At 65.4% G+C, this 21,520-nt stretch carries 24 protein-coding genes; 12 read left to right on the top strand and 12 right to left on the bottom strand.

Annotation, left to right across the window (positions count from 1 at the left end):
- Positions 1-39: 39 nt before the first annotated feature.
- From AKL29_RS06380 to rsmI, 4 genes are all read right to left on the bottom strand, one after another.
- Entirely contained in the window at positions 40-1,011 is a 972-nt protein-coding gene (locus AKL29_RS06380; protein WP_028335785.1) for an MBL fold metallo-hydrolase, read from the bottom strand.
- Positions 1,012-1,198: 187 nt separating this feature from the next.
- Entirely contained in the window at positions 1,199-2,146 is a 948-nt protein-coding gene (gene gshB, locus AKL29_RS06375) for a glutathione synthase (RefSeq protein ID WP_050383500.1), read from the bottom strand.
- A 30-nt stretch (positions 2,147-2,176) separates the two neighbouring features.
- Entirely contained in the window at positions 2,177-2,560 is a 384-nt protein-coding gene (locus AKL29_RS06370) for a YraN family protein (protein WP_050383499.1), read from the bottom strand.
- Positions 2,547-3,500 carry a 16S rRNA (cytidine(1402)-2'-O)-methyltransferase gene (gene rsmI / locus AKL29_RS06365; RefSeq protein ID WP_050383498.1) on the bottom strand — a complete coding sequence of 318 codons (954 nt, stop codon included), beginning with the start codon at positions 3,498-3,500 and terminating at the stop codon, positions 2,547-2,549. The genes AKL29_RS06370 and rsmI overlap by 14 nt, the downstream gene beginning before the upstream one ends.
- 220 nt (positions 3,501-3,720) lie before the next feature.
- On the opposite strand from rsmI, the gene AKL29_RS06360 reads away from it, so the two are divergent.
- The gene (locus AKL29_RS06360) at positions 3,721-4,935 is read left to right on the top strand and encodes a penicillin-binding protein activator (RefSeq protein ID WP_028335781.1); all 1,215 of its coding nucleotides are present in this window, start codon (positions 3,721-3,723) and stop codon (positions 4,933-4,935) included.
- Positions 4,936-5,127: 192 nt separating this feature from the next.
- On the opposite strand, the gene hemW is transcribed toward AKL29_RS06360, so the two are convergent.
- The 3 genes from hemW to rph are packed head-to-tail and all read right to left on the bottom strand — an operon-like array spanning position 5,128 to position 7,632.
- A complete protein-coding gene (gene hemW / locus AKL29_RS06355) occupies positions 5,128-6,285 on the bottom strand; it encodes a radical SAM family heme chaperone HemW (protein ID WP_050383497.1) in 1,158 nt (385 codons plus the stop codon).
- The gene (gene rdgB / locus AKL29_RS06350; RefSeq protein ID WP_050383496.1) at positions 6,272-6,907 is read right to left on the bottom strand and encodes an RdgB/HAM1 family non-canonical purine NTP pyrophosphatase; all 636 of its coding nucleotides are present in this window, start codon (positions 6,905-6,907) and stop codon (positions 6,272-6,274) included. Before rdgB ends, hemW begins: the two co-directional genes overlap by 14 nt.
- Positions 6,908-6,918: 11 nt before the next feature.
- Positions 6,919-7,632 carry a ribonuclease PH gene (gene rph, locus AKL29_RS06345; protein ID WP_016841497.1) on the bottom strand — a complete coding sequence of 238 codons (714 nt, stop codon included), beginning with the start codon at positions 7,630-7,632 and terminating at the stop codon, positions 6,919-6,921.
- Positions 7,633-7,802: 170 nt separating this feature from the next.
- On the opposite strand from rph, the gene hrcA reads away from it, so the two are divergent.
- Both hrcA and grpE read left to right on the top strand, forming a co-directional pair.
- Complete coding sequence (gene hrcA / locus AKL29_RS06340; RefSeq protein WP_016841498.1) at positions 7,803-8,891, top strand: heat-inducible transcriptional repressor HrcA; 1,089 nt, start codon at positions 7,803-7,805, stop codon at positions 8,889-8,891.
- Between the two features lie 165 nt (positions 8,892-9,056).
- Positions 9,057-9,662 carry a nucleotide exchange factor GrpE gene (gene grpE / locus AKL29_RS06335; protein ID WP_028335776.1) on the top strand — a complete coding sequence of 202 codons (606 nt, stop codon included), beginning with the start codon at positions 9,057-9,059 and terminating at the stop codon, positions 9,660-9,662.
- Between the two features lie 49 nt (positions 9,663-9,711).
- Here the strand turns inward: grpE and AKL29_RS06330 are convergent, their stop codons facing one another.
- The 4 genes from AKL29_RS06330 to AKL29_RS06315 form a co-directional block, all read right to left on the bottom strand.
- The gene (locus AKL29_RS06330; protein WP_050383495.1) at positions 9,712-10,137 is read right to left on the bottom strand and encodes a VOC family protein; all 426 of its coding nucleotides are present in this window, start codon (positions 10,135-10,137) and stop codon (positions 9,712-9,714) included.
- A gap of 68 nt (positions 10,138-10,205) precedes the next feature.
- Positions 10,206-11,060: an AraC family transcriptional regulator gene (locus tag AKL29_RS06325; RefSeq protein ID WP_050383494.1), complete on the bottom strand. Its 855-nt coding sequence runs from the start codon at positions 11,058-11,060 to the stop codon at positions 10,206-10,208.
- A 22-nt stretch (positions 11,061-11,082) separates the two neighbouring features.
- Positions 11,083-11,793, bottom strand: coding sequence for a bifunctional nicotinamidase/pyrazinamidase (pncA, locus tag AKL29_RS06320; protein ID WP_028335773.1), 711 nt, complete (start codon positions 11,791-11,793; stop codon positions 11,083-11,085).
- Between the two features lie 84 nt (positions 11,794-11,877).
- Positions 11,878-12,813: a hypothetical protein gene (locus AKL29_RS06315; RefSeq protein WP_050383493.1), complete on the bottom strand. Its 936-nt coding sequence runs from the start codon at positions 12,811-12,813 to the stop codon at positions 11,878-11,880.
- A gap of 92 nt (positions 12,814-12,905) precedes the next feature.
- Here AKL29_RS06315 and AKL29_RS06310 point away from each other — a divergent pair, with 92 nt between their 5' ends.
- From AKL29_RS06310 to AKL29_RS06270, 9 genes are all read left to right on the top strand, one after another.
- Positions 12,906-13,175, top strand: coding sequence for a hypothetical protein (locus tag AKL29_RS06310; protein WP_050383492.1), 270 nt, complete (start codon positions 12,906-12,908; stop codon positions 13,173-13,175).
- Positions 13,176-13,380: 205 nt separating this feature from the next.
- Positions 13,381-15,282 carry a molecular chaperone DnaK gene (dnaK, locus tag AKL29_RS06305; RefSeq protein ID WP_028335770.1) on the top strand — a complete coding sequence of 634 codons (1,902 nt, stop codon included), beginning with the start codon at positions 13,381-13,383 and terminating at the stop codon, positions 15,280-15,282.
- Between the two features lie 148 nt (positions 15,283-15,430).
- The gene (gene dnaJ, locus AKL29_RS06300) at positions 15,431-16,558 is read left to right on the top strand and encodes a molecular chaperone DnaJ (RefSeq protein WP_050383491.1); all 1,128 of its coding nucleotides are present in this window, start codon (positions 15,431-15,433) and stop codon (positions 16,556-16,558) included.
- A 99-nt stretch (positions 16,559-16,657) separates the two neighbouring features.
- Positions 16,658-17,260: a class I SAM-dependent methyltransferase gene (locus AKL29_RS06295; protein WP_028335768.1), complete on the top strand. Its 603-nt coding sequence runs from the start codon at positions 16,658-16,660 to the stop codon at positions 17,258-17,260.
- Positions 17,261-17,308: 48 nt separating this feature from the next.
- Positions 17,309-17,887 carry an NADPH-dependent FMN reductase gene (locus AKL29_RS06290; RefSeq protein WP_050383490.1) on the top strand — a complete coding sequence of 193 codons (579 nt, stop codon included), beginning with the start codon at positions 17,309-17,311 and terminating at the stop codon, positions 17,885-17,887.
- A gap of 6 nt (positions 17,888-17,893) precedes the next feature.
- On the top strand, positions 17,894-18,604 hold the full coding sequence (gene pyrF, locus AKL29_RS06285; protein WP_028335766.1) for an orotidine-5'-phosphate decarboxylase: 711 nt from the start codon (positions 17,894-17,896) through the stop codon (positions 18,602-18,604).
- Positions 18,605-18,625: 21 nt separating this feature from the next.
- Entirely contained in the window at positions 18,626-18,928 is a 303-nt protein-coding gene (locus tag AKL29_RS06280) for a DUF1330 domain-containing protein (protein ID WP_028335765.1), read from the top strand.
- Between the two features lie 65 nt (positions 18,929-18,993).
- Positions 18,994-19,806: a 4-hydroxy-tetrahydrodipicolinate reductase gene (gene dapB, locus AKL29_RS06275; RefSeq protein WP_028341754.1), complete on the top strand. Its 813-nt coding sequence runs from the start codon at positions 18,994-18,996 to the stop codon at positions 19,804-19,806.
- Positions 19,807-19,853: 47 nt separating this feature from the next.
- A complete protein-coding gene (locus AKL29_RS06270) occupies positions 19,854-20,477 on the top strand; it encodes a 2,3-bisphosphoglycerate-dependent phosphoglycerate mutase (RefSeq protein ID WP_050383489.1) in 624 nt (207 codons plus the stop codon).
- Between the two features lie 96 nt (positions 20,478-20,573).
- Here the strand turns inward: AKL29_RS06270 and AKL29_RS06265 are convergent, their stop codons facing one another.
- Complete coding sequence (locus AKL29_RS06265) at positions 20,574-21,470, bottom strand: methylated-DNA--[protein]-cysteine S-methyltransferase (protein ID WP_028335763.1); 897 nt, start codon at positions 21,468-21,470, stop codon at positions 20,574-20,576.
- Positions 21,471-21,520 lie beyond the last annotated feature (50 nt).

Genomic DNA, 21,520 nt, shown 5'->3' with positions numbered 1-21,520 from the left:
CGGCGGCGACCGCTCCCGAGGCAGTCCGCAATCAGCCCGTCACAGGTTCATCTGCATCGGCTCTGGATAGTAGTGGAAGCCTTCGCCGACCTTGGCGACGTGGCCGTAGCCCGGCCAGGCGAAGTGATAGGACATCACGGCCGTCTTGTTCGCGGCCAGCATCTCCAGCAGCTTGACCCGCGACGCGGCCGCCTGCTTCGGATCGGTGTCGTAGGAGAATTCCATCCGCGGACGCTCCAGCAGCAGCACCGCGTGATGCGAGAGGTCGCCGAGGAACGCGAAGGATTTGCCACCCGAGCTCACCATGAAGATGGTGTGGCCCACGGTGTGGCCGGGCGCTGCGATTGCCGTCACGCCGGGCAGGAATTCCTGACCGTCCTTGAAGAACACGATGCGGTCGCGCACCGGCAGCAGGTTCTTGCGGGCATGCACGATGAAATCCTTCAACGGGCTGCCCATTTTGCCTTCGTCGGTCCAGAACTCGAGATCGCTCTGGGCGATGTAGTACTGCGCATTCGGAAACAGCGGCTTGTCGTCGGCGCCGACAATGCCGCCGATATGATCGATATGCGCGTGCGACAGCACGACGGCGTCGATGTCCTCCGGCTTGATGCCGGCTTCCTTCATGCTCTTCTGCTGCCGGCCGGTGGTCGGACCGAAGGCCTTCGAGGTGCCCATGCCGGTATCGAACAGGATCAGCTTGTCGCCGGTGTTGACGATCGGCGAATTCTGCTCGAGCACGACATTGTCGGGCGAGAGGAAGTTGTCGGAGAGCATCTTCTTCACCTCCTCCTTCGGCACACCGGTGAAGGTGCCGGAGGGGTCGCCGAGCGGAAGCGGCCCGTCGGATACGACGGTCACTTCGGCTTCGCCGAGCATGAAGCGGTGCCAGTAGGGTGTCTGCGTGCCGAGCTTCGGCGCGCGTGCCTGTGCGGTGCCCCCGAGCAGGGTGCTGGCGCCGAGACCGGCACCGAGCGCGAGCAAGGATCGTCGTGAGACATTGAGCGTCATAACGTCTTCCTCCACAATTTTTATGATATTTTCGCGTTGTTGCCCGCGCGTTGACCCGCTGCTTGACCTGACGCAGGCAAGAGGATGCTGCCCTCGCCCGCGCAAGCTGGCAAGAAGAATAAGGAGAACGCATGCGTGGTCGAACGCCGACTGGATTTCAGCCGGCCGTGCGGCGCACAAGGGAGGGTTATCTGGCGGCGCGCTTCTTCTCGATGGTATCCCAGATCATCGCCGCGACGTCGGGGCCATTGAGCCGCTGGATTGCGCGGATGCCGGTCGGCGAGGTGACGTTGATCTCGGTGAGGTTGCCGTCGATCACGTCGATGCCGACAAACAGCAGGCCGCGTTCGCGCAGCGCAGGTCCGAGCGTGGCGCAGATCTCGCGCTCGCGATCGGAGAGCTCGGTCGCCGCGGCTGCGCCGCCACGGACCATGTTGGAGCGCAGATCGTCCGCCGCCGGCACGCGGTTGACGGCGCCGGCGAACTCGCCGTCGACCAGGATGATGCGCTTGTCGCCATGCTTCACCTCGGGGAGGAAGCGCTGGATCACCCAGGGCTCCTTGAAGGTGACGGAGAACATGTCGAACAGCGAGCCGAAGTTCATGTCCTGCGGCATCACGCGGAAGACGGCGGCGCCGCCATGGCCGTGCAACGGCTTCATGACGACGGCGCCATGCTGGTCGCGGAATGCGTTGATCTCGTCGAGATCGCGCGAGATCAGGGTCGGCGGCATCAGCTGCGGGAAATTCATCACGAACAGCTTTTCCGGCGCGTTGCGCACGCTGGCCGGGTCGTTGACGACTAAGGTCTTTGGATGGATGCGCTCGAGGAAATGGGTCGAGGTGATGTAGGCGAGGTCGAACGGCGGATCCTGACGCAGCAGTACGACGTCGAAGCCGTTGAGCGCCTCACGCTTCGGCTCGCCCAGCGTGAAGTGACTGCCGACCTCGTCGCGCACGGTGAGAGGCTGCACCGGCGCTACCAGCTCCTCGCCGCGCAGCGACAGCTTGTCGGGCGTGTAGTAGGAAATGCCGTGGCCGCGTTTCTGCGCCTCGAGCAGCAGCGCAAAGGTCGAATCGCCGCGAATATTGATGCGCGCGATGGGATCCATCTGGACGGCGATCTTCAATTTCATAGGCATGTTCCGCGAGGTCTGAGGATAACGTTAAGGGCTGGCATCGAATGCCGCTAACAGATGGCGCGGCAGGCTCTTCGGCGCAATCAGCACGGCGTCGAATCTGAGCTCAAATTCGGCATGTTCGGGATGCGCCATCAGCCAGGCCTGGGCGGCATTGATGATGCGCAGCTGCTGGCGCGGCGTCACCGCATAGGCGGCGTCGTCGAGGCTGGCACGGGCCTTGACCTCGACGAAGGCCAGCAAATTGCGCCGGCGCACCACCAGGTCGATCTCCCCAAAGGGGGTACGGAAGCGTCGTGCAAGGATGCGATAGCCCTTGGCGATCAGAAGGGCTGCGGCGCGGCTCTCCGCCGAGATGCCGGTCCGGAACGCCGCGACGCGCCCGGGCGAGGCGCTGTCAGTCTTCGCCATTGCCGTCCCCGATGGTCTTCGCAAGCTCGAGGGCACGGGCATAGACCTCGCGGCGCGGCCGGCCCGACAGTTCGACCGCATGGGCGACCGCATCCTTGACGCTGCCGCGGCCGAGCTGCGCCCGCAGCAGATCGTCGAGCGTATCCTGGTCCATCACCCCGGCATCATCGGCCGGAGGTCCGATGACAAGCACGAACTCGCCGCGTGTTTCGAGCGCGTCCGCGCTTGCCGCCAGCTCGGCGACCGGCGCGCGCGTGATCTCCTCGTGCAGCTTGGTCAGCTCGCGGCAGATCGCGGCATCGCGACCGGCCATGATCGCAGCGAGATCGCGCAGCGTGTCCTGTACGCGATTGCCTGATTCGAACATCACGAGCGTCGAATCGATCCTCGCCAGCTCGTTGAGCCGGGCGCGACGCGCGTGCTCCTTCGCGGGCAAAAATCCCTCGAAGAAAAACCGGTCGGTCGGCAATGCAGCGACCGACAGCGCCGTCAGCACCGATGATGGCCCCGGCACCGCGATGACGGCGTGCCCGGCGGCGCAGACGTCGCGCACCAGCTTGAAGCCGGGATCGGAGATCAGCGGCGTGCCCGCGTCCGAGACCAGCGCGATCGCGGCGCCCTGCGCCAGGCGCTCCAGGATCTTGGGGCGGGCCTGGGCCGCATTGTGCTCGTGGTAGAGCGCGAGCTCGGCGGCGATCGCATAACGCTCGGTCAGCCGGCGGGTGATCCTCGTGTCCTCGCACGCGATGACGTCGACACCGGCCAGCGTTTCCAGCGCGCGCAGGGTGATGTCGGCAAGATTTCCGATCGGGGTCGCGACCAGATGGAGCCCGGGTGCGGCCCTCGGCGCGGCCAATTGCTGGCCGCCGATCGAAAAGGTTCTGGCCGCAGCGCCTGTCGTGGCATCCGAACTGTGGAGGGAACTGGCTTTTGCGCGCATAATGCCAATCTAGAGGGATGGCAGCGCTTGCGCCACATCCGCAAACGGCGGTGACGGAACGCTGCCTGACGGGGGAAATGGAGGCCGCGGCAAGGGCGCCGCGGGGCCATAATCCTTTTGTTTTAGTTAACTATTCGCCGAGAATATGCCTGAATCCACCCGCCTCATCAGAGCTGGATGGAGTCCTGGCTGATCACGGTCGGCCAAGAGAAGAGAGACGATGGAAGGCCCGCATCACCGCAAGTCCCCGCCGTCGGGCACCACCCGGCGGACCGCGCTCGGCCTCATCGTGGGCGCGCCGTTGCTGACGGCGTGTTCCGGCGTGCAGCAGAGCTTGAGCCAGTTTTCCACTCCGTTCGGCGGCAACCAGGAAGGCGGTCCCGCCGGACCGCAGCAGCAACCGCAGGCGGTCGGCACCGGGCAGGTCAAGATCGGGCTGATCCTGCCGCTGTCGGCTTCCGGCAATGCCGGGCTTGCCGCCCAGTCGATGCGGAACGCGGCCGAAATGGCGCTGGCGGAATTTCAGAACCCGAACATCCAGCTCCTGATCAAGGACGATGGCGGCAGCCCGCAGGGCGCATCGCAGGGTGCCCAGCAGGCACTGTCCGAAGGCGCCGAGATCATTCTGGGACCGCTGTTCGCAGGCTCGGTGCCGGCCGTCGCGCAACTGACGCGGCCGCGCGGAACCTCGGTGATCGCATTCTCCACCGATTCGAGCGTGGCCGGGCGCGGCGTCTATCTGCTGAGCTTCCTGCCGGAGTCCGATATCAACCGCATCGTCGACTACTCGGCGGGGATCGGAAAGCGCTCGTTCGCCGCGATGGTGCCGGACAATGCCTATGGCAACGTGGTCGAGGCCGCGTTCAAGCAGGCGGTCGGCCGCAAGAACGGCCGCGTCGTCGCATTCGAGAAATATGGCGCCGATCGCGCGACGCCGGCGCGAACCGTGGCGCAGGCGCTCGGCCAGGCCGATGCGCTGCTGATCGCCGACGATGGTGATTCGGTCGTCGCGACCGCCGATGCCTTGACCGCAGCCGGCGCCAACCTGCGCAACATCCAGCTGCTCGGCACCGGGCTGTGGGACAATCCGCGGGTGTTCGCGAGCCCCGTCTTGCAGGGCGGCCTCTATGCCGCGCCCGATCCGTCCGGCTTCCGCAGCTTCGCCGGCCGCTACCGCAGCAAATATGGCGGCGAGCCGGTACGCACCGCGACGCTTGCCTATGATGCCGTGGCGCTGATGGCGGCGCTCGCGCGCACGCAAGGGGCGCAACGCTTTGCGCCGGAGACGTTGACCAATCCGTCCGGCTTTGCCGGTATCGACGGTCTGTTCCGCTTCCGCTCCGACGGCACCAATGAGCGCGGCCTTGCGGTCATGAAGGTGGCCTCAGGCGGCAGCACGCCGGTCGCAGGCTCGCCGAAGAGCTTCGGCGCTTAATTTTCGTCGGGCGGTCAAGCTGCCTTGTCGAGCGCCGGCACCCGCCGGCTCCTTTGCATGGGGTTGTTTTCGATATTTTGGCAGCGTGCACCTAAAGCATGATCCGGAAAAGTGCGAAGCGGTTTTCCGAAAAGATCATGCTCAAACAAGGAGCTAAAGCGCGACGACGATTCAACCTAATCTCATCGCGCTTTAGGCGGCGAGATCCGCAACGACCGCGTCGAGCACCGGGAATCCCGACTTGGTCACGCGGAGCCGCCCGTCGGCGTCGACGGCGATCGCGCCTTCCTCGCGCAGCATCGCGATCCGGTGCGGGTCGAGCTGGCGGCCGGAGAGCTTCGCATAGCGCTTGGGATCGATGCCCTCGGCGAGCCGCAGCCCCATCAGCAGAAACTCGTCGGCGCGCTCTTCGCTGTTGAGGCTGTCATCGCTGACAACGCCGTGACCGCGCTCCTCGACGTTCAACAGCCACGCCTCGGGGCGCCGCTCCGTTGCGGTCGCGTGCCTGACGCCATCGATGTCGAGCCTTCCATGTGCGCCGGGGCCGATGCCGGCATATTCCTCACCGCGCCAGTAGACGAGGTTGTGCTTGCACTCCGCGCCGGCGCGGGCGTGATTGGAGATCTCATAGGCCGGCAATCCCTCGCGGGCGCAGACCTCCTGCGTCACGTCGTAGAGCGCGCGCGCGGTCGCCTCATCCGGCGTCTGCAATTTGCCGGCGGCATGCAGTCCGAAGAACGGCGTGCCTTCCTCGATCGTGAGCTGGTAGAGCGACAGATGCTCGGCCGCTTCCGAGATCGCCTGCTTCAGTTCATCGGCCCACATCCGCGGCGTCTGGTCGGGGCGGGCATAGATCAGATCGAACGAGTAACGGTCGAACGCAGCGCGCGCGATCGTGACCGCGTCGAGCGCCTCGCGGGCGGTGTGCAGGCGGCCCAGCGCCTTCAGCGAGGCGTCATCGAGCGCCTGCACGCCGAGCGAGACGCGGTTGACGCCGGCTGCGCGATAGCCGCGAAAGCGTGTCGCCTCGACGCTGGTCGGATTGGCCTCGAGCGTGACCTCGACATCGCGCGCCACCGTCCAGTGCTTGGCGATGGCATCGAGCACGGCACCGACGGTCTGCGGCTGCATCAGCGACGGCGTGCCGCCGCCGAGGAAGATCGAGGACACCTGACGCCCCGGCACGCGCGCGGCGGTCGTCTCGATCTCGCGGGCGAACGCGCGCACGAAACGCGCCTCGTCGACGGGCGCATGCCGCACGTGGCTGTTGAAATCACAATACGGGCATTTCGACAGGCAGAACGGCCAGTGCACGTAGACGCCGAAGGCTTCTCGGTCAGCGTGGCTCAAGGCAGATCTCCGCGAGCTTCACGAAGGCGCGGGCGCGATGCGACAGGCCGAGCCCGAGCGGCGGCAGGCCGTGCTTCTCGATGCTGGTCATCTCGCCGAAGGTCCGCGTGTAGCCATCCGGCAGGAAAGCCGGATCGTAGCCGAAGCCGGCACTGCCACGCGGCGGCCAGACCAGGGTTCCATCGACGCGCGCCTCGACCTCCTCGAGATGATCGTCGGGCCAGGCCACGCACAACGCCGACACGAAGTGCGCCTTGCGCCGGTCCGGTGCGGTGGCGCCGCGTTCCTGCAGCAGCCGCTCGATCCGCGTCATCGCCGCCATGAAGTCCTTGCCCTCGCCGGCCCAGCGCGCCGAGTAGATCCCGGGCGCGCCGTCGAGCGCGTCGACCACGAGGCCGGAATCGTCGGCGAAGGCGGGCAGTCCGGTCGCCTTCGCCGCCGCGATCGCCTTGATCGCCGCGTTAGCGCGAAAATTGTCGCCGGTCTCCTCGGGCTCGGCGAGGTCGAGCTCGCCGGCCGACACCACCTCCACGCCGTGCGGCGCCAGCAGTTCCCGCATCTCGGCAAGCTTGCCGGGATTATGGGTGGCGATGACGAGCCTTCCGGTGATTCGGCGGTGCATGGCCAATCTGACTACGCCACCGCGATCTTTTGCAAGTCGACCAGACGCGCGACACCTTTGCGCGCCAGCGCCATCAGCGCCAGGAATTCGCCTTCCGAGAAAGGCGTCTTCTCGGCGGTGCCCTGCACCTCGATGATCCGGCCGTCGCCGGTCATGACGAAATTGGCGTCGGTGTCGGCTTCGGAATCCTCGGCATAGTCGAGATCGAGCACCGGCGTGCCCTGGTAGATGCCGCAGGAGATCGCCGCCACATTGTCGCGCAACACATTGGTCTTCAGCATGTTGCGGGTCTTCATCCAGTTGATGCAGTCGGCCAGCGCCACCCAGGCACCGGTGATCGAGGCGGTGCGGGTGCCGCCGTCGGCCTGGATGACGTCGCAATCGACCGTGATCTGGCGTTCGCCGAGCGCCTCGAGATCGACCGCCGCGCGCAGCGAGCGGCCGATCAGCCGCTGGATCTCGACCGTCCGGCCGCCCTGCTTGCCGGCCGAGGCCTCGCGGCGGGTGCGTTCCAGGGTGGCACGCGGCAGCATGCCGTATTCGGCGGTGACCCAGCCGCGGCCCTGGCCCTTCAGCCACGGCGGCAACCGCTCTTCCAGCGTGGCGGTCACCAGCACATGGGTGTCGCCGAACTTCACCATGCAGGAACCCTCGGCATATTTGACGACGCCGCGTTCCAGCGACACGGGACGCAGTTCATCGGGTGCACGGCGGCTTGGCCGCATGAAATCCTCCAGAAATCCGAGAAAATTGGCTGGCCGTGCTTGTAGGAGCGGGAAGGGGCAGCGGCAAGGGTTTTCGGCCCCGGTATGGTCCGGTACGAGGGGGCCGAATGCATGCTTGTCATCGGCCTCCCGGATCGACAAATTATGCAGTAATTGTGAGGGACTGGAGTGTGACTCACCACGATCCGATTGGCCTGATCGCGCCGCATGCCGGGCTCGCCCAGCTCAACGAGCGTTCGCGCGACATTTTTCGTCAAATCGTCGAAAGCTACCTCGCGACCGGCGAGCCGGTCGGTTCGCGCAACATTTCGCGCCTGATCGCATTACCGCTGTCGCCGGCCTCGGTCCGCAATGTGATGTCGGATCTCGAGCAGCTCGGCCTGATCTATGCGCCGCACACCTCCGCCGGCCGGTTGCCGACCGAACTCGGGCTGCGCTTCTTCGTCGATGCGCTGATGCAGGTCGGCGACCTCACCGAGGCCGAGCGTCAATCGATCCAGACCCAGCTTGCTGCCGTCGGACGCGCGCAATCCGTCGAGGCCGCGCTTGGCGAAGCCTTGACGCGCCTGTCGGGACTGACCCGCGCCGCGGCGGTGGTGCTGACGCAAAAGTCGAATGCGCGGCTGAAGCACATCGAGTTCGTGCGGCTCGAGCCGGAGAAGGCGCTGGTCGTGCTGGTCGGCGAAGACGGCCAGGTCGAAAACCGCGTGCTGGCGCTGCCGCCGGGTGTTCCATCCTCGGCCCTGACCGAAGCAACCAACTTCCTCAATGCGCGGATCCGCGGCCGGACGCTGGCCGAAGCGCGGCTCGAGCTCGAGACGGCACTGACGCAAAACCGCGCCGAGCTCGATCAGCTCACGCAAAAGGTGGTCGCGGCGGGCATCGCGAGCTGGTCCGGCGGCGAGAACGAGGACCGCCAGCTGATCGTGCGCGGTCACGCCAATCTGCTCGAGGATCTGCACGCGCTCGACGATCTCGAGCGCATCAAGTCGCTGTTCGACGATCTCGAAACCAAGCGCGGCGTGATCGATCTGCTCGGCCGCGCCGAACGCGGCGAGGGCGTGCGGATCTTCATCGGCTCGGAGAACAAGCTGTTCTCGCTGTCGGGTTCCTCGACCATCATCGCGCCCTACGGCGACGCTCAGGGGCGGATCGTGGGCGTCCTCGGCGTGATCGGACCGACGCGGCTGAACTATGCGCGGGTGATCCCGACCGTCGATTATGCCGCGCGCATCGTCAGCAAGATGCTGGGCGGCTGACCGGAGGGCGATTTCGCTTTCATTTGACGGGTTTTCTTCACCCAAGCCGGAGATCCCAGTTCCCGAGACCGGTATGTTGCGCTTGATTTTCGCCGCCCAAAGCACGATATCCCGGCAAGCAATCCCCAAGATTTGAACCGACGCGAGTTTTCGAGAAGGCAAGCCATGACCGATCCGAACCGGGCCAATGACAACACCGAGAATTCGGCGCCGACGGGTGAGCCCGTGGTCTCGAAGCCCTACATCATGCCTGACGAGCCCGAGGCCGGATCGGCCGAGGCGCTGATCAAGGAACTCGCCGAGGCGAAGGACCGGACGCTGCGCACGCTGGCCGAGATGGAGAACCTCCGTCAGCGCACCCGCCGCGAGGTCGCCGATGCCAAGACTTACGGCATCACCGGCTTTGCCCGCGACGTGCTCGATATCGCCGACAACCTGCAGCGCGCGCTCGACGCGGTGCCGGCCGAAACCAAGGAGGCCGCCGATCCCGGCCTGAAGGCGCTGATCGAAGGCGTCGAGCTGACCGAACGTTCGCTGCTCAACGCGCTGGAGAAGAACGGCGTCAAGAAGTTCGACCCGATCGGCGAGAAGTTCGATCCGAACTTCCAGCAGGCGATGTTCGAGGTGCCTGATCCGTCGGTGCCGTCGGGCACCGTGGTGCAGGTCGTGCAGGCCGGTTACATGATCGGCGAGCGCATCCTGCGTCCGGCGCTGGTCGGCGTCTCCAAGGGCGGCGCCAAGGCCGCCCCGACCGCCGACATCACCGCCTGATCCGTCCCGATCCCGGCTGCCCGTTTGTGAGCTCGCGGATTGCGCGGGCTCACGGTCGCGGCTTCTCGTGTGCCTTCGGCCAATAGGTGCCGAAGCTCCAGAGATTGCCTTCCGGATCGCGACAGGCGAAGTCGCGGCTGCCATAGTCGGTGTCTCGCAGTTCCATCTCGATCTTGGCGCCGGCAGCCTTGACCTTCGCGTGCAGCGCGTCGGGATCGTCGACGGCGATATAGATCGAGTCGGTGCGGCGGTGGTCGAGGTCGCCGACCAGCCTGCCATATGCGCCGTCACGGCTCTGGCCCAGCATCAGCATCGAGGAACCGTAAGCGAGCTCGGCGTGATGGATCACGCCGCCGTCGCGGTAGACGACGTGTTCGCTGAACCCAAGCACCGTCGTGAGCCAATTGGTCATCGCCTCGGCGTCCTTGCAGCGCAGGGTCGGGTAGATGCGGGGCGGTTCGATGTCGTGCGTCATGGTCGCTCACCTCCTTGGCTGACGGCGCCATCCTGCACGAGGCAACGCGGCGTTGGCTTGAAGGTTTGTTACCAGTCTGCCAGCCCATCGCCGGCGTGAACCAGCCGGCGGTCGGTCAGCGCCTGGCGGCGCGCCCAGGCGGTCGGCGGTTCGCCTGCGAATTCGACGAACTCGCGGGCGAGATGGGCCTGGTCGGCATAGCCGCTTTCCGCCGCGATCCCCGCCCAGCCGAGCGCTGCGCCGCTTTGTGCCAGCCGGCTCGCCCGGTGAAACCGCATCATGCGCGCCAGCGATTTGGGGGCGAGGCCGAGTTCGGACCGAAACCGGCCGGCCAGATGCTTGCGGCTCCAGCCGATCTCGTCGGCCAATGCTGTGATGCTGATAGTGCCGGCCGAACGCGCCAGTCTTCGATAGGCGAACGCGACTTCGGGAGACGGCATGTGGCCGGCGCGGCGCAGCACGAACGCCTCGATCAGGTCGAAGCGGCGCTGCCAGCACGTCACGGCGCCGAGTTGCTCGCGCAGACGACGGCCATCATGGCCGAGCACATCGTCGATATCGACCATGCGCCCGACCAGGTCGGTCACGGCGGCGCCGAAGAAGCCGTAGGCGCCGAGCGGAGTGAAATCGACCTGCACGCAGGCGGCGTGGCCGTCGGACTCGATGTAGACAGGCCCGGCATGCAGGCCGGCGGCGAAGCTGAGCTGACGATCGGCCGCGCCGGGCTCGCGCGACAGCGCGATCAGGAACGGCGAGCCGAAACTGATGATCAGCGGGACGATCAGCGGCGCGGTCTGTCGTTGTGCGAACCGGCCGGTTGCGGTCTCGCGATAACCGGTGATCCGGACGATCAGGCCCGCCAGGCGCGGCGATGGCAGGCGCTGCGCGAGATCGAATGCAAGGGGTGACGCAGACTCGGCCATGCGGATCTCGCGAGGCAGCGTCCTACGCGATATCCGAGGACTGGATGCGCTTGACGCCGGCCTTGGCCATGTCGTCCCAGGCCTTGGCGAGCGATCCCTGCGTGTCGATGCCGCGGCAGGCATCTTCCACCACATAGGTCTCGAAGCCCGCCTTGCGCGCATCGAGCGCGGTCCATGCCACGCAGAAATCGGTGGCGAGCCCGGCCACGAAAACCCGCTCGACGTTGCGCGCCTTCAGATAGGCGGCGAGCCCGGTGGTGGTCTTGCCGTCGGCCTCGGTGAAGGCGGAGTAGCTGTCGACGTCCTTGTGAAACCCCTTGCGGATGATCAGCTCGGCCTGCGGGATCGCGAGTTCCTTCGACAGCGAAGCGCCGTCGGTGCCCTGCACGCAGTGGTCGGGCCACAGCACCTGCTTGCCATAGGCAAGGTCGACGGTCTCGAACGGCTTCTTGCCGGAATGGGTCGAGGCAAAGGAGATGTGTCCGGGCGTGTGCCAGTCCTGCGTCATCACCACATTGGCAAAGCTCTTGGCGATCCGGTTGATCACCGGCACCACCTGCTCGCCGTCCTTCACCGCGAGGCTGCCGCCGGGCAGGAAGCAGTTCTGGACGTCGATCACGAGCAGCGCGGCGCCGTCGTCGGGCTTGATCGCAGCCGCCCAGAGATGTTTTGGAACCAGCGCGGCAAGCGCCAGCGTACCGAGCCCTGCAACGACCTGTCGTCGATCCAACATCGCGCCCCTCCTCGCTCTGATAACCGTGCGAGAAGGCTAATTCCGTTCGTGGAGCTGCGAAAGTCCGATTTTTCGGCGGGCCTGTCAGCCGCGCGGCTGGATGCCGTCGCGCACCGCGCGGAAGCGCGGGAAGGCCTTCTCCCAATCGGTGCGCGGGGAGCTGCCGATGATGCGCATCGATGTTTGCGCGCCGAACCGCAGCCACTGCACGATGGTCACCGCGGTATTGTCCTTGCCGCTGACGGCGTCGATGCGCGTCTCGAAGCCGGGCTGGCCGTCGATCCGGATCGGTTCGGACATGGTGATCCGCCCGTCGCGCACGCCGGGGATCGTGGTGGCGATCTGCTGGGCGAAGCGGCCGCGATCATCCGGTGTGGCCGGGGCCGAGCCGATGATGCCAAGCAGCATGAAGGGCTTGGTCTCAAGGCCCTTGTCGTCGCCGTCGGCCATCAGCAGCGCGGCGCCCGGCGCCAGCATGCGGACATTCTTGAAGCTGCCGAGCTCGGTGACCTTGAAGGGCATCATGCCGAGCTGTTCGTCGACCGGCACCTCGTTGCGGATCTGGGCGGTGGCGAACATCTGCCGCACGGCGTCGTCGGTGTAGATCTTGCTGGCGTTCTCCGGCACCTGGACCGCGACATAGCCGGAGAAGGTCGGTCCCGGCAGGATCATGGAATAGCGCCGCACATTGGTGGTGCCGTCACGCGCGCTCTCCACGGTGTAATAGGCGAGGCCCGCCGGCGTCTCGAGGCTCTCCGGCTTGATGTTTCCGCTACCGGCCGGGTTGGCCTTGAAGGCGCTCACGACCTCGTTGTAGGCGTCCGCGGGCAGATCGGCGATCAAGACCTTCACGCCCTGGTCCTCGGTCTCGAAGCCGATGAACGACCTGGCGCGGTTGAGGCCCACCAGCGGCTTCATCCCGACATGCGCGCCCGGCGGAAACACCACGTCGGCGGCAAAGCCACGACAGGTGGCAGCAAGCAGCAAGGCAACCGCAACGAGAAGTCGAAAAGGCGTCATGGGGGATCTACCGGTTTTGCTTGGTGGCCGCGCAACGGGGCCGGTGCAGGGCTGGATGGCCTCTTTCAGTCGGACCGCTTTTAGCGGTTTTGATGACCCTGCAACAGGCCGCCAAAGCCGCGCTCCGGGCCTGCAGGCCCGATTCCATGGGCTTTTCGTCCCGATTGGCTGGCACTTTCCAGTTTCCCGACGTTTCCGACGATCGGCCACCAGCGGCCAAACAGCGCGCCCTCGGCCTGTGCGCCGCTCTCGCATACGACGTTTGTGAGTGTTCACTCAACAGCGCGGACGTCGCGCGGCCGATGTTCGCGGTCGACGGCGGGCGGCATCATTGCCGATTTGTTAACTTGGATCGGGCTTGAACCGGCGCTGCAGCCGGGCTGACACAATCTTTCAAACGTCAGTCTTTTCAGGCCTCAACGTTGCGTCCAGTCCTTGCGGGCAGGACCCTCTCTCCTATATCAGGCTCACCGTCGCAATATCGCGAGTATGTGAACGTCTGGGGGTTCGGTACGGAGCGCCGTCAGGGCCCAACCAACCTGCCGTAGCAAAGAGGATATGAAAACCATGGGTAAGGTCATTGGGATCGACCTCGGCACCACGAATTCGTGCGTCGCCGTAATGGATGGCAAGAACGCCAAGGTGATCGAGAATGCCGAGGGCATGCGGACGACGCCGTCGATCGTTGCCTTCACTGACGATGGCGAGCGCCTCGTCGGCCAGCCGGCGAAGCGCCAGGCGGTGACCAATCCCGAGCGTACGTTCTTCGCGGTGAAGCGCCTCATTGGCCGCCGCTATGACGACCCGATGGTCGAGAAGGACAAGAAGCTCGTTCCCTACAAGATCGTCAAGGCATCGAACGGCGACGCCTGGGTCGAAGCCGATGGCAAGACCTATTCGCCCTCGCAGGTTTCGGCCTTCATTCTGCAGAAGATGAAGGAGACCGCTGAGGCGCATCTCGGCCAGAAGGTCGAGCAGGCCGTCATCACGGTTCCCGCCTATTTCAACGACGCGCAGCGTCAGGCCACCAAGGACGCCGGCAAGATCGCCGGCCTCGAAGTGCTGCGCATCATCAACGAGCCGACGGCTGCCGCGCTCGCCTACGGTCTCGACAAGTCGAAGTCCGGCACGATCGCCGTGTACGACCTCGGCGGCGGCACCTTCGACGTCTCGATCCTCGAGATCGGCGATGGCGTGTTCGAGGTGAAGTCGACCAACGGCGACACCTTCCTGGGCGGTGAAGATTTCGACATGCGCCTGGTCGGCTATCTCGCCGACGAATTCCAGAAGGAGCAGGGCATCAACCTGCGCAACGACAAGCTCGCCCTGCAGCGCCTGAAGGAAGCTGCGGAGAAGGCCAAGATCGAGTTGTCGTCGACCACGCAGACCGAAATCAACCTGCCGTTCATCACGGCTGACCAGACTGGTCCGAAGCATCTGACGATGAAGCTGACCCGCGCCAAGTTCGAGGCGCTGGTGGCCGATCTCGTCGAGAAGACCATCGAGCCGTGCCGCAAGGCGCTGAAGGATGCCGGCCTGACCGCCGGCGAGATCGGCGAAGTGGTGCTGGTCGGCGGCATGACCCGCATGCCGAAGATTCAGGAAGTCGTGAAGCAGTTCTTCGGCAAGGAGCCGCATAAGGGCGTCAATCCCGACGAGGTCGTCGCGATCGGCGCTGCGATCCAGGCCGGCGTGCTGCAGGGCGATGTCAAGGACGTGCTGCTGCTCGACGTGACCCCGCTGTCGCTGGGCATCGAGACGCTGGGCGGCGTGTTCACCCGCATCATCGACCGCAACACCACGATCCCGACCAAGAAGAGCCAGGTGTTCTCGACCGCCGAAGACAATCAGGGCGCCGTCACCATCCGGGTCTTCCAGGGCGAGCGTGAAATGGCGGCCGACAACAAGATGCTCGGCCAGTTCGACCTGATGGGCATTCCGCCGGCTCCGCGCGGCATGCCGCAGATCGAGGTGACCTTCGACATCGACGCCAACGGCATCGTCAACGTCTCGGCCAAGGACAAGGCGACCGGCAAGGAACAGCAGATCCGGATCCAGGCATCCGGCGGTCTGTCCGAGGCCGACATCGACAAGATGGTCAAGGACGCCGAGGTCAACGCGGCCGAGGACAAGAAGCGCCGCGAGGCTGTCGACGCCAAGAACCATGCCGACGGTCTGGTTCACTCGACCGAGAAGGCTCTGGCCGAACACGGTTCGAAGATCGCCGACACCGAGCGCCGCGCGATCGAAGACGCCGTCAGCGACCTCAAGGAAGCGCTGAAGGGCGACGACGCCGAGGCGATCAAGGCCAAGACCAACACGCTGGCGCAGGCTTCGATGAAGCTCGGCGAGGCCATGTACAAGCAGCAGGCCGAGGCCGATGCGGCCAAGGACGCTGCTAAGGATGACGTTGTCGACGCGGAGTTCACCGAGGTCGACGACGACAAGAACAACAAGAAGTCTGCTTAAGCGCGGGCTTGCGATCATGGCCCTCACACCAAAGAGCACGCGCCGCGTCTCGGAGGAGTGGGGGGCATTTTTCTTTAAGGCGATCACTGCATCTTCCAGACAGGCGCAATCCTTGGCGATGGCGACGAACTTCGGACGGAATTGAAGGATGTCCACCAAGCGCTGCTATTACGAGACCCTCGAGGTTGAGCGGAACGCGGACGAGACCAAGCTGAAATCGGCTTTCCGCAAGCTCGCGATGAAATGGCATCCGGACAAGAATCCGGGCGACGCCACCAGCGAAGTCCGGTTCAAGGAAATCAACGAAGCCTATGAGGTGCTGAAGGACGGCGACAAGCGCGCCGCCTATGACCGCTTCGGCCATGCCGCTTTCGAGCAGGGCATGGGCGGCGGCGGTCCCGGCTTCGGCGCCGGCTTCGCCTCATCCTTCTCCGACATTTTCGAGGACCTGTTCGGCATGGCCGGGCAGCGCCGCAGCGGCGGCCGCGAGCGCGGCGCCGATCTGCGCTACAACATGGAGATCACGCTCGAGGAGGCCTTCCAGGGCAAGACCGCGCAGATCGAGATTCCGGTCTCGGTCACCTGCGAATCCTGCTCGGGCACCGGCGCCAAGGCCGGCACCAAGCCGAAGACCTGCTCGCATTGCGGCGGCGCCGGCCGTGTCCGGCAGGCCCAGGGCTTCTTTACGCTGGAGCGGACCTGTCCCGGCTGTCAGGGTCGCGGCCAGATGATCGAGGATGCCTGCACCTCCTGCGCCGGTTCCGGCCGGGTGACGCGCGAGCGCACGCTGTCGGTCAACATTCCCCCGGGCGTCGAGGACGGCACCCGCATTCGTCTCGCCGGTGAAGGCGAGGCCGGTGTCCGCGGCGGACCGCCCGGCGACCTCTACATCTTCTTGTCGCTGACCACGCACCAGTTCTTCCAGCGCGACGGCGCCGACCTGCACTGCCGCGTGCCGATCTCGATGGTGACCGCAGCGCTCGGCGGTGAATTCGAGGTGCCGACCATCGACAAGGGCAAGACCAAGGTCAAGGTGCCGGCCGGCACCCAATCCAGCCGGCGATTCCGCATCGCATCAAAGGGTATGCCGGTGCTCCGCTCGCGTCAGACCGGCGACATGTATGTCCAGGTCGTGGTCGAAACGCCGCAGAATCTGACCAAGAAACAGCAAGAACTGCTGATGGAGTTCGAAAAGCTGTCGTCCGGCGCAACCCAGCCGGAGGCGGCGGGTTTCTTCTCTAAGGTCAAGGACTTCTTTGGCAATCGCTCCGTCTAGCCGCAGTCGTTATGCTTGACCGTAACGACTTCGACCTATACGTCTTTGTGACTGTTTTCTGACAACCGCTCGATTGTGCGGTCCCCGCCTGGTAGCGACATGCCTTTGCAATCGTCCGTGCGTGCGTCGAAGAAGCCCCTCCGTCTCGACGACGAGGTTCGATTTCTCCGTTCATGGATGGAGAAGCCGCTGCATATGGGCGCGGTGATGCCGTCCGGACGGCTGCTCGCCCGCACCATGGCGCAATATGTCGATCCCGACGCCGAGGGGCCGGTCGTCGAACTTGGACCCGGCACCGGGGCGATTACCAACGCGCTGATCGAGCACGGCGTGGATCAAAAGCGTCTCGTCCTGGTCGAATACAATCCCGGCTTCTGCGCCTTGCTGCGCGAACGCTATCCGCACGCCAGGGTCGTCCAGGGGGACGCCTATAGGCTGCGCGATACGCTGTGGGAGGTGCTGAAATCTCCCGCCTCGGCCGTGGTCTCCGGTCTGCCGCTCGTCACCAAGCCGATGCTGACCCGCCTGAGGCTGGTCCGTGACGCCTTCCTGGCGCTCGCACCCGGCGCGCCGTTCATTCAGTTCACCTATTCGGTGGTGCCTCCGATTCCGAAGTCGCTGCCGGGCGTGTCCACAGAGGCCTCCGAGCGGATCTGGATGAACCTTCCGCCCGCGCGGGTCTGGGTGTATCGCAAGGGCTGACCACCCGGCGCCGTCGCGCCGGGCGTGCGCCTTACCTGCGATTTCAAAATGTCCGCGCTGAAAATCCTCGTGATCCCCGGATCGCTTCGGTCAGGCTCGCTCAATGCGAAGCTGGCGGCCGTGCTGGCGCACGAACTGGCGCAATCCGGCGCCGACGTCACCCGCATCTCGCTCGGCGATTTTCCGCTGCCGATCTATGACGGCGACCTGCAGGCGAAATCCGGCGTGCCGCAGCATGCCGTGAATCTGAAGCGGATGATCGGCGCCCATCATGGCGTGCTGATCGTGACGCCGGAATACAATTCCTCGGTGCCGGCGTTGGTGAAGAACACGATCGACTGGGTGAGCCGCGTGCAGGATCCGCATGAGGTGCGAGGTCAGGTGTTCCACGGCCGCGCGTTCGCGATTTCAGCCGCATCCGGCAACCGGCTCGGCGGCACGCGCGCGCTGGCTGCGCTGCGCCTGATCCTGACGGCGTGCCACGCCACCGTGATCCCGAACCAGCTCGCGCTGTCATTCGCCGAGCAGGCCTACGACGATATGGATCATCTGAAGCACCAGGCCGACATCGACGCGATGCAGGCGCTGGTGCGGCAGCTGATCGACCAATCCCAACGCATGATGTGAGGTGACATGCAGCCAGCCAGGATCGCTCCAAGAGACCGGTTGATCGTGGCGCTCGATCTGCCGTCCGTCGCCAGCGCCGAGGCGATGATCGACCGGCTCGGCGATGCCGTCACCTTTTACAAGATCGGCTATCAGCTCGGTTATGCCGGCGGCCTCATCCTGGCGAAGCAGCTTGCAGGCAGCGGCAAGAAGGTCTTCCTCGATCTGAAGCTGCACGACATCGGCAACACCGTCGCGCGCGGGGTCGAAAGCGTCGCCGGGCTCGGCGCGACCTTTCTCACCGTGCATGCCTACCCGCAGACCATGAAGGCGGCGGTCGAGGCACGCGCCGGGTCCGGCCTGAAGATCCTCGCGGTGACGGTGCTGACCTCCTACGACGACACCGACCTGCATGCGGCGGGCTATCGCCTCAACGTCTCCGATCTCGTCGAAGCGCGCGCCAGGCAGGCGCAGGCGCTTGGTGTTGACGGCCTCGTCAGCTCGCCCGAGGAGGCCGCCGCCTTGCGCAAGATCGTCGGCGATCAGATGAACCTGGTGACGCCGGGCATCCGCCCCGCAGGCTCGGCGAGCGGCGACCAGAAGCGCATCATGACGCCGGCTCGCGCCATCGCCGCCGGCGCCGACTATCTCGTGGTCGGACGCCCGGTGATGGAAGCCGCCGATCCAAAGGCTTCAGCCGAAGCCATTCACGCCGAAATCGCCCAGGCGCTCGCCTGAACAACAAGAGGGAGAACAGAGATGGCGAAGGGATACTGGATTGGACGCGTCGACGTTCACAATGACGAAGGCTACAAGCCCTACGCGGTGGCCAACCTTGCGATCTTCAAGAAGTTCGGCGGCCGTTACGTGGTACGCGGCGGCCAGCTCAACTGCGTCGAGGGAGAGAGCCGCTCCCGCAATGTCGTGATCGAATTCCCCGACTACGCAACCGCGATGGCCTGCTACAACTCCCCGGAATACCAGGCCAACATCAAGGTGCGGCAGCCGCATTCGATCGCCGACCTCATCATCATCGAGGGCTATGACGGCCCGCAGCCCTGATCGCGGGTAGCCGGTTCGGTTGCCGGAACAGCCTTGGCTCGCTATATCGCGTGGAGAGGTGAGCCATGGCTGACATGCGTTTGATCGTTGCGGGAGCCGGCGGCCGGATGGGCCGCACGCTGACGCGGGTGATTTCCGAGACCCCGGGGGCGGTGCTGGTCGGTGCGCTGGAAGCGCCGGGCTCGGAACTGCTCGGCAAGGACGCCGGCGTGCTCGCCGGCCTTCCCGCCAATGACGTCAAGCTGTCGGCCGATCTGTGGTCGATGTCGGCCGGCGCCGACGGCATCCTGGATTTCACCGTGCCGGCCGCGACCATCGCCAATGTCGCGATCGCGGCCGAGCGCGGTCTCGTTCACGTCATCGGCACCACCGGGATGTCGCCGTCCGACGATGCGGTGATACGCAGCGTGACCAACCGCGCCATCGTGGTGAAATCAGGCAATATGAGCCTCGGTGTCAATCTGCTCGCCGCGCTCGTCAAGCGCGTCGCGCAATCGCTCGACCAGAGCTTTGACATCGAAATTCTCGAGATGCACCACAAGTCCAAGATCGATGCGCCGTCGGGCACCGCCTTGATGCTCGGTGAAGCCGCTGCTGCCGGCCGCAAGATCGCACTCGATCAGCATTCGGCGCGCGGTCGCGATGGTCTCACCGGCGCGCGGCGCGCGGGCGATATCGGCTTTGCCTCGTTGCGCGGCGGCACTGCGGCCGGCGATCACAGCGTGATCTTTGCCGGCCCCTCCGAGCGCATCACGCTCTCGCACCATGCAGAGGACCGCGCGCTGTTCGCGCAGGGCGCGCTGAAGGCGGCGCTGTGGGCGCATGGCAAGAAGCCCGGCATGTATTCGATGGCCGACGTCCTCGGGTTGAGCGACTGACACCGCTCGACGGAATGAAATCCAGCTAAGCGAAAACGGAATCTGAAATGAGTGATCGTCTCCTTGTGCTCGTTCGTCACGGTCAGAGCGACTGGAATCTGAAGAACCTGTTCACCGGGTGGAAGGACCCTGATCTCACCGAGCAGGGCGTCAACGAAGCCAACGAGGCCGGCCGCAAGCTGAAGGCGCAGGGTCTGTCGTTCGATGTCGCGTTCACCTCCGACCTCACCCGTGCGCAGCACACGCTGAAGCTGATGCTGGAGCAGATCGGCCAGACCGGTTTGCCGACCACGAAGAATCTCGCGCTCAACGAGCGCGATTACGGCGATCTCTCCGGCCTCAACAAGGACGACGCCCGCAAGAAGTGGGGCGAGGACCAGGTTCTGATCTGGCGCCGTTCCTACGACGTGCCGCCGCCCGGCGGCGAAAGCCTGAAGGACACGCTGGCGCGCACGCTGCCCTATTACGTGCAGGAGATCCTGCCCGGCGTGCTGCGCGGCCAGCGCACGCTGATCGCCGCCCACGGCAATTCGCTGCGCGCGCTGATCATGGTGCTGGAGAAGCTGACGCCCGAGCAGATCCTCAAACGCGAACTCGCGACCGGCGCGCCGGTGGTCTATCTGCTCAATGCCGATTCCACCGTTGCTTCAAAGGTCGATCTCGCGGGGTAGGCCCGCAGGATGGGTAGAGCGAAGCGAAACCCATCAATCACGCAATGAGGATAAGGACGATGGGTTTCGCTTCGCGCTACCCATCCTGCAATTGAGCTAGTGCAATCCGACCTGGCCGGCTTCCCAGCCCAGCATCGCCTGCTTGCGGGTGATGCCCCAGTGATAGCCGGTCAGCGCGCCGCTCTTGCCGAGTGCGCGATGGCAGGGCACCACGAACGACACCGGATTGCGGCCGACCGCGGCGCCGACCGCGCGCGAAGCTTTCGGGCTGTTGATCTTGCAGGCGATGTCGGAATAGCTGACCGCGCGGCCCATCGGGACCTTGAGCAGCGTCTCCCACACCCGCACCTCGAAGTCGGTGCCGATCAACACGACGCGCAGCGGCTGGTCCGCCCGCCACAACCGTGTATCGAACACGCGCTGTGCCAGTGCGGTGGTGCCGTCGGTGTCCTCGACATAGGTCGCGTTCGGCCAGCGCCGCTTCATGTCGGCGAATGCGGTCTGCTCGTCGCCGTGATCGGCGAAGGCAAGCCCCGCAAGCCCGCGATCCGTTGCGATCACGATCGCGGTGCCGAACGGCGAGGGATGGAAGCCGTAGCGCAGCGTCATGCCGCCGGCGCCGGTCTTCCATTCGCCCGGCGACATCGCCTCATGCGTGACGAACAGGTCGTGCAGCCGTCCCGGCCCTGACAGGCCGGAGTCGAGTGCCGCATCGAGCACGCTGGCGGAATCGCGCAGCAGGTTCTTGGCGTGGTCCAGGGTCAGCGCCTGCATGAAGGCCTTCGGCGTCAGCCCGGCCCAGCGTCGGAACAGATGGTGCAATTCATCCGGCGTGACGGCGGCGGCATCGGCCATCGCTTCGATGGTCGGCTGCGTGCGCCAATGCTCCGAGATGAACGCGATGGCGCGCCGAACCGAGTCATAGTCGCGCAGCGCGGCGCTCTGGAGGCCCGGCTTGGCCAGGCGCTGGTCGTGTATGGCGAGTGTCATCATGGTGTCTGATTTAGGAGCCATGGCGCGTCCAAACCACCCGATTTCTGACA

The sequence above is a fragment of the Bradyrhizobium pachyrhizi genome (assembly GCF_001189245.1).
Classification (GTDB): domain Bacteria; phylum Pseudomonadota; class Alphaproteobacteria; order Rhizobiales; family Xanthobacteraceae; genus Bradyrhizobium; species Bradyrhizobium pachyrhizi.
Note: the sequence above shows the minus strand (reverse complement) of the source record. Positions and strands in the feature narration are given on the sequence as shown.

Coding starts and splice junctions, on each gene's coding strand:
- AKL29_RS06380 (WP_028335785.1), bottom strand. CDS start 1,011: ATGACGCTCAATGTCTCACGACGATCCTTGCTCGCGCTCGGTGCCGGT.
- gshB (WP_050383500.1), bottom strand. CDS start 2,146: ATGAAATTGAAGATCGCCGTCCAGATGGATCCCATCGCGCGCATCAAT.
- AKL29_RS06370 (WP_050383499.1), bottom strand. CDS start 2,560: ATGGCGAAGACTGACAGCGCCTCGCCCGGGCGCGTCGCGGCGTTCCGG.
- rsmI (WP_050383498.1), bottom strand. CDS start 3,500: ATGCGCGCAAAAGCCAGTTCCCTCCACAGTTCGGATGCCACGACAGGC.
- AKL29_RS06360 (WP_028335781.1), top strand. CDS start 3,721: ATGGAAGGCCCGCATCACCGCAAGTCCCCGCCGTCGGGCACCACCCGG.
- rdgB (WP_050383496.1), bottom strand. CDS start 6,907: ATGCACCGCCGAATCACCGGAAGGCTCGTCATCGCCACCCATAATCCC.
- rph (WP_016841497.1), bottom strand. CDS start 7,632: ATGCGGCCAAGCCGCCGTGCACCCGATGAACTGCGTCCCGTGTCGCTG.
- grpE (WP_028335776.1), top strand. CDS start 9,057: ATGACCGATCCGAACCGGGCCAATGACAACACCGAGAATTCGGCGCCG.
- AKL29_RS06330 (WP_050383495.1), bottom strand. CDS start 10,137: ATGACGCACGACATCGAACCGCCCCGCATCTACCCGACCCTGCGCTGC.
- AKL29_RS06325 (WP_050383494.1), bottom strand. CDS start 11,060: ATGGCCGAGTCTGCGTCACCCCTTGCATTCGATCTCGCGCAGCGCCTG.
- pncA (WP_028335773.1), bottom strand. CDS start 11,793: ATGTTGGATCGACGACAGGTCGTTGCAGGGCTCGGTACGCTGGCGCTT.
- AKL29_RS06315 (WP_050383493.1), bottom strand. CDS start 12,813: ATGACGCCTTTTCGACTTCTCGTTGCGGTTGCCTTGCTGCTTGCTGCC.
- AKL29_RS06310 (WP_050383492.1), top strand. CDS start 12,906: ATGACCCTGCAACAGGCCGCCAAAGCCGCGCTCCGGGCCTGCAGGCCC.
- dnaK (WP_028335770.1), top strand. CDS start 13,381: ATGGGTAAGGTCATTGGGATCGACCTCGGCACCACGAATTCGTGCGTC.
- dnaJ (WP_050383491.1), top strand. CDS start 15,431: ATGTCCACCAAGCGCTGCTATTACGAGACCCTCGAGGTTGAGCGGAAC.
- AKL29_RS06295 (WP_028335768.1), top strand. CDS start 16,658: ATGCCTTTGCAATCGTCCGTGCGTGCGTCGAAGAAGCCCCTCCGTCTC.
- AKL29_RS06290 (WP_050383490.1), top strand. CDS start 17,309: ATGTCCGCGCTGAAAATCCTCGTGATCCCCGGATCGCTTCGGTCAGGC.
- pyrF (WP_028335766.1), top strand. CDS start 17,894: ATGCAGCCAGCCAGGATCGCTCCAAGAGACCGGTTGATCGTGGCGCTC.
- AKL29_RS06280 (WP_028335765.1), top strand. CDS start 18,626: ATGGCGAAGGGATACTGGATTGGACGCGTCGACGTTCACAATGACGAA.
- dapB (WP_028341754.1), top strand. CDS start 18,994: ATGGCTGACATGCGTTTGATCGTTGCGGGAGCCGGCGGCCGGATGGGC.
- AKL29_RS06270 (WP_050383489.1), top strand. CDS start 19,854: ATGAGTGATCGTCTCCTTGTGCTCGTTCGTCACGGTCAGAGCGACTGG.
- AKL29_RS06265 (WP_028335763.1), bottom strand. CDS start 21,470: ATGATGACACTCGCCATACACGACCAGCGCCTGGCCAAGCCGGGCCTC.